The 6,329-nt window shown below is 59.7% G+C and carries 4 protein-coding genes; 1 reads left to right on the top strand and 3 read right to left on the bottom strand.

The window, feature by feature from the left end:
• The first annotated feature begins 366 nt into the window (after nucleotides 1–366).
• Nucleotides 367–2,262 carry a methyl-accepting chemotaxis protein gene (locus tag JJB09_RS21060; protein ID WP_201663045.1) on the top strand — a complete coding sequence of 632 codons (1,896 nt, stop codon included), beginning with the start codon at nucleotides 367–369 and terminating at the stop codon, nucleotides 2,260–2,262.
• Nucleotides 2,263–2,562: 300 nt separating this feature from the next.
• Here the strand turns inward: JJB09_RS21060 and JJB09_RS21055 are convergent, their stop codons facing one another.
• From JJB09_RS21055 to JJB09_RS21045, 3 genes are all read right to left on the bottom strand, one after another.
• Nucleotides 2,563–4,224 carry a thiamine pyrophosphate-binding protein gene (locus JJB09_RS21055; protein WP_201663043.1) on the bottom strand — a complete coding sequence of 554 codons (1,662 nt, stop codon included), beginning with the start codon at nucleotides 4,222–4,224 and terminating at the stop codon, nucleotides 2,563–2,565.
• 60 nt (nucleotides 4,225–4,284) lie between these two features.
• Nucleotides 4,285–5,073 (bottom strand): TerC family protein, encoded by a 789-nt coding sequence (locus tag JJB09_RS21050; protein ID WP_201663041.1) that lies wholly within the window; start codon nucleotides 5,071–5,073, stop codon nucleotides 4,285–4,287.
• 119 nt (nucleotides 5,074–5,192) lie between these two features.
• Nucleotides 5,193–6,152, bottom strand: coding sequence for an alpha/beta fold hydrolase (locus JJB09_RS21045; protein ID WP_246748846.1), 960 nt, complete (start codon nucleotides 6,150–6,152; stop codon nucleotides 5,193–5,195).
• Nucleotides 6,153–6,329: the final 177 nt, after the last annotated feature.

Raw genomic sequence — 6,329 nt, 5'->3', positions numbered from 1 at the left:
AGGTCGACAAAGCTTCCGACTTTGCCGACCTCTTTAATCGTAGCTACTAATCTATAGCAAAACCGCTTCTAGCGGTTCAAGCGCAGCGTTTCAAACCTCCACCTTTGGTGGAGGTCATGACTTGTTTGTCGCCCCGGTGTTGGCGCTGGTGCGACTCGTGCAGCCAGTCATTGATGCAATGGCATGCTGCGTCCGGAGGTTTTGCGAAGGTTCGCTACGACTATCAAAAAATATGCGGGTTGAGATGTAATTTCGGGGTTCCGCGTTTAATCGTCCATTAATGCTAAAAATCTAACAGTTGAAGTAAGCCTAAGTTAATAGGCGCTTTTTTGTAGTTTCTTGTAGGCATTTGTCGGAGGGGTATCCGTGAGGATCAGCGGTAAGATTTACAGTCTCGTTGCAGTGATGTGTCTGTCATCGCTGCTGATAGGTGCGACGGCACTGTTTGCCGTCGTCGGCTTTGACCAGAAGCTCGCTGACTTCCGGGCCGCGTCCGAGCGCGCCTATCTCGGCGAACGCCTGAACCGTTATGTCACCGCTGTCGTCATGGAAGCGCGTGGCATTTATGGCGCCTCTTCGACCGAAAAAGCCAAAAAGTTTGCCACTGGCCTCCTGGAAAATCTGGACGAGATGGACAAGGTATTGGCACAGTGGCAGCCGCTGGTTCCCGAAGCGCAGAGCGCGGCATTCACGGCGCTGGTCTCCAGATCGCAGGAATTCCGTACCTTCCGCTCCGAGACTGCCAAGCTTGGCACGGAGGTCAGCCCCGAGGCGGCCAACGAACAAGGCAACAATGACGCCAATCGTGCAAACCGCAAAGCTTTCCAGCAGGAAATCGATGCTGTCGTCGACACGGACGTGGCGGCGCTCACAGCGGTCGAGCAATCTATTGATGGTTTCAAGGCCTGGATCTTCCTGTTGGTCGCCGGCATGGCGGCCGTTGGAATTCTCGCCGGAGCAGGTCTCGGCATTTACATTGCCCGCGTTCATCTCAGCGGCCCTATCGGACGTATCACCGACACGATCCGCGCGGTTGCGGGTGGCAACTTCGATGTTGACGTTCCCTTTGCCGGCCGCAAGGACGAGATCGGCGAGATGGCAAGCGCTGTTGGCGTGTTCAAGGAAAACGGCCTTGCCGTGCAGCGGATGAACCAGAAGGACGCAGTGCAACGTGCCAGGAACGACGAGTTGCAGGCAATGATGGCCCGCGTCGTGGAAGCCGCCGCAAATGGCGATTTCAGCCGCCGTATCGACAAGGATTTCGGCGACCAGGGTCTCAACACCTTCGCATCGAATGTCGACCGGCTGCTGGCAAGCGTCGATGCCGGTATCAACGAAATGCGCTCGGTGATGGGCAACCTCGCCGACGGCGTGCTGACCCGCAGCATGAACGGCCAATATCATGGTGCGTTCGCCGAACTGCAGACCAACGTCAACGGTACGATGAAGAGCCTGAAGCAGACGATTCGCGAAGTGCTCGACACATCGGACTCGATCAACGGCAACATCAACGAACTGGGCAACTCCACCAATGACCTGTCCCGCCGCACCGAGCAGCAGGCAGCAGCACTGGAGGAAACCTCAGCAGCCCTGCAGGAAATCACCGGCGTCGTCCGCGGCGCTACAGAGAAAGCCCAGCAGGCCGCGTCGATGGTCACCGAGGCCAAGGACAATGCCAGCCAGGCCGGTCAGGTCGTCGGTCAGGCAATTGCCGCCATGGGGCGCATCGAACAGGCTTCCCAAGAGATCAGCCAGATCATCAACGTCATCGATGAGATCGCTTTCCAGACCAACCTGCTAGCGCTGAATGCGGGCGTCGAAGCGGCGCGTGCCGGTGACGCAGGCAAGGGCTTTGCGGTTGTCGCACAGGAAGTTCGCGAACTCGCCCAGCGTTCGGCCGGTGCCGCCAAGGACATCAAGACCTTGATCACCAAGTCGGGCAATGAAGTCGAGACCGGGGTAAAGTTGGTGCAGGCCACCGGTTCGGCCCTGACCGACATCGAAACGCGGGTCTATACGATCAACAGCCATATCCATTCGATCGCTGAATCGGCTCGTGAGCAGGCGACTGCGCTCAACGAAATCAACCAGGCCGTCAATCAGATCGACAGCGTCACCCAGCAGAACGCCGCGATGGTCGAGGAAACATCGGCCGCGACGATGAAACTGTCGTCGGAAGCCGACCGCCTTGTGGACCTGATCTCGCGCTTCGAACTGGAAGAGAAAACGAAGTCGGCAGCCGGGGTACGCCGCGCCGCCTAACTCTCTCCCGTCCTAACGAAACGAAGACGCCCGCGCCGTGAACAGCGTGGGCGTTTTCATTTGTAGGCTTAGCTTGGAGTGCCATGTCAGATACGAGGTTGCCGTTGCCCCTCATCCGCCCTGCCGGGCCCCTTCTCCCCGCTTGTAGGGAGAAGGGACACGCGGCGAACTCGGAGCAGGTTCCCTCTCCCCGTTCTTACGGGGAGAGGGTTAGGGTGAGGGGCAAGCCGCGTATGGGCTGTTGTGCCGTATCATGTGACCGAGCGCTCAGAGGCCTCCGCAGAATATCGAACCTGCAGCCTATTTCTGCGCAGCACCTCTGATCTGGCTCAATGTGCGGGTCGGGGTGATGGCTTCCGGATCGAGCTGGATCTCGATAATGGCCGGCTTGCCGCTGGCGCGCGCGCGCAGGAATGCATCTGCGAATTCGTCGGTCTTGACGACGGTTTCGCCATGGCCGCCGAAGGCGCGGGCGTAGGCGGCAAAATCGGGATTGGTCAGTCCTGTACCACTGACGCGGCCCGGATAGTCCCGCTCCTGATGCATGCGGATCGTGCCGTAGATACCGTTGTTGACCAGCACCACGATGATCGGAAGATTGTAGCGCACGGCGGTCGCAAATTCCTGCCCATGCATCATGAAGCATCCGTCACCGGCAAAGCAGACGACTTCGCGATCGGGATACAAAGCCTTTGCCGCCACCGCAGCCGGCAGGCCGTAACCCATGGAGCCCGAGGCCGGGGCGGCCTGGGTGTTGAACCGGCGAAAGCGATGGAAGCGATGCACCCATGTCGCATAGTTGCCGGCGCCATTGGTCATGATCGCATCGAGTGGCAACGCCTCCTCCAGCCATGTCATGATCGGCCCCATCGCAACGTCGCCGGGCCCGGTCTCGGGCGGGGTGGACCAGGCGAGATAGGCGGCGTGCATGTTGGCTGTCCGGTCGGCCCATTTAGGCTCGGTGCTCGGCGCCAGCGACGCCAGAGCCGCGACGAAACTCTCGGGATCGGCGTTGATGGCAAGATCCGGCCGGTAGACCCTGCCAAGTTCGGCGGCATCGGGGTGCACATGGATCAATGACTGCCGGGGATAGGGAATATCCATCAGCGTGTAGCCCGAAGAGGGCATTTCCGAGAAACGGCCGCCCAGCAGGATCAACAGATCCGCATTGCGAACCTCTTCCGCCAGTGCCGGGTTTATACCGATGCCGACATCTCCCGCATAATTGGGGTGCAGGTGATCGAACAGCATCTGGCGTCGGAACGAGCAGCCGACCGGCAGCTTCCAGCGCTCGGCGAAGGCGGCCATGCCGGCTACGGCCTCATCGCTCCAACGGGTGCCACCAAGTATGACCAAAGGCCGTTCGGCCTTTTCCAGCCGGGCGGCGAGCTCGGCGATCTGTCTCGGGCCCGGGTGGGTTTCCACCGGCGTATAGGGCAGGGCGGCTGGCGCATCCACCAAATCGCGCAGCATGTCTTCCGGCAGTGCCACCACGACCGGGCCGGGACGGCCCGATGTCGCCACGGCAAACGCGCGCGTTACCATTTCGGGGATGCGCGAGGCATCATCGATATCGCACACCCATTTGGCGAACTCGGTGAATGCCCGGCGATACTCGACCTCCTGGAAGGCCTCGCGCTCGCGCGCGTCGCGCTGCACCTGTCCGATGAACAGGATCATCGGGATCGAATCCTGCCGCGCGACATGCAGTCCGGCGGTGGCATTGGTGGCGCCGGGGCCGCGAGTCACGAAACAGACGCCCGGTTGGCCGGTCAAGCGTCCCCAGCAATCGGCTATCATCGCGGCGCCGCCTTCCTGGCGGCAGACCATCACCTCGATGTCGGTGTCATGCAGCGCATCGAGGACGGCGAGATAGCTTTCGCCGGGCACGCAGGCAACGCGGCTCACTCCATTGGCTTTGAGCGCCTCGACGATCAATTGGCCACCGGTTCTTTGTGTCATTGTCAGGTCTCTTCGGTTCGGATGTGAGGACTGGCCGCCGGTTGGGCGGCCCGATCGACGTTAATGCTTCTCGCGTTCCTGTTCGGCGAGAATGCGTTTCTGATAGCGGCTCTGGATGATCTCGACGATCAGCAATGTGCCGAGGATGAAGTAGAAGGTGGATTTTGCCAGCGGTTCGACGGCAAAGCCGAAGAACGAAAGGTGGGCCAGATGGCCGCCTTCGGACAGCAGCATGAAACCGACGAGCAGCAGCACAAACAGGCCGAGCACCTCGTACATGCGGTTTTTCTTGAGGAAGTCCGAGACCTTGTCGGCCAGCAGCACCATCAACGCGCCGGAAATCAGGATTGCCGCCGTCATGACGATGAAGTTCTTCGTCAGCGCCACTGCCGACAGCACGGTGTCGAAGGAGAAGACGATGTTCATGATCAGGATCCAGGTCAGCGCCACGGCGACCGAACGGCGCGGCGCGTTTTCGGCGCCATGTTCGAAATGCGGCGTGCCGATCATGTGGTAGATCTCCTTGATCGCCGTGTAGATCAGGAAAATACCGCCGAACAGCACGATCAATGAGTGGCCGCTGACCGATGCGTTGAAAATCATCGAATGGGTTTCGAAGATCGGCTCCTGGAACATCGCAATCAGCTGCAGGACCACGAAGAGCAGAACCACGCGCAGACCGATGGCCAGCAGGATGCCCGTACGGCGGACCCAGGCTTCTCGTGCGGGATCGACCTTCTTGGATTCGATGGAGATGTAGAGCAGGTTGTCGAACCCGAGAACCGTTTCCAGTGCTGTGAGGATCAGAAAGGTGATGAGGCTGTCTATCGTGAAGAGATTCTCGAACATTATCTGACCTTGTCGATCTCGGGGCGGCAGGGAATATGAAATACTGCTCTAGGCTGATAGCGTTTCAAAGACGACATGAGAAGCGCGAAAGGCGGAAAATCGCCTCTTGGAGACGCGATCTATCGGTGGGGTTCGGTTTTGCCGCTCATGGCGACGACGCCGTCCAGCCATGCCGTAAATGCCTTCATGGCATCCTCCCTGCCGATCTCGTTGAGCGTTTCGTGACGCATCTCGTCGAAAATCGTCAGCGACACGGCCGTCATGCCGAGCGTTTGCATCCGGTCCCGCAACCAGATCATCGCCTTGCCATTGTCGGTGGCCGGGTCATGGCCTCCGCCGACGATGTGGACTGGCAAATCAGGCGGCAGCCTGCGGAGGTTTTCCATCCGGCCGGCGGCATCCGCCAGGGCCAGCACATCCAGCCACATCGAGACGGAAGGCGCAAAACCACAGAGTGGGTCTGCCACATAGGCGGCAACCTCGGCGCTGTCACGGCTCAACCAGTCGAAATCCGAGCTGGCGCCATCCACAGATTTTGCCCAGAGTTCGAAAGTGAACCGCGGCCCAAAGGCGCTGGGAACATCAGAACCCTTGAAGAAACGCTCGGCCTTGAGCAGGAACGCCCCAACCTTGCCGGCGATTCCGGGATTGAGACTGGCATTCCAGATCGCCAGCGCAGCGAACTGCTGCGGATAGGCTTCGGCTGTTGCCGCCGCGATCATCGCCCCCATCGAATGGCCAAACAGGATGACCGGCAAGCCGGGGTAAAGGGATTCGGCGTGCCGTTTGACGGCGATTACATCCTCGATGACCAGTCGCGCGCCATCTGCCTGTGCAAAGCGACCAAGAGGCGCTTGCGGCGCGTTGGTTTCGCCGTGCCCCCGGTGGTCATGCGCGAACACATGGTAACCACGTGAGGCGAGAAAGTCTGCGAACGACCGATAGCGACCAGCGTGTTCGGCAAGGCCATGACAGATCAATACGATCGCCTTTGGCGTCGCGGTGTTTGCCGAAACATGGCGCGTCGCGAGCGCCGCTCCGTTCGGGGTTTCCAGCCGTATCGTGGTGTCGAAATGCAAAGTTTCCTCCCGGTCTTGCCGCGACGCAGGCATAGCTGATCCGGCGGCTGGCGGCGAGATAATCTCACCAGTTGTTGTACGGTTGTAATATTTGACTGCAGCCGAGTATTTCCAGTTGAAAAAGTTTTGCAAATGTACTTTATATGTTCCCTTAATGTTCGTTAACTTATTAGGGGG

This window comes from Phytoamicus setariae, from assembly GCF_016722925.1.
Taxonomy (GTDB): Bacteria; Pseudomonadota; Alphaproteobacteria; order Rhizobiales; family Rhizobiaceae; genus Rhizobium_E; species Rhizobium_E setariae.
The sequence above is the reverse complement of the archived record's forward strand: the minus strand, read 5'-3'. Positions and strand labels throughout refer to the sequence as shown.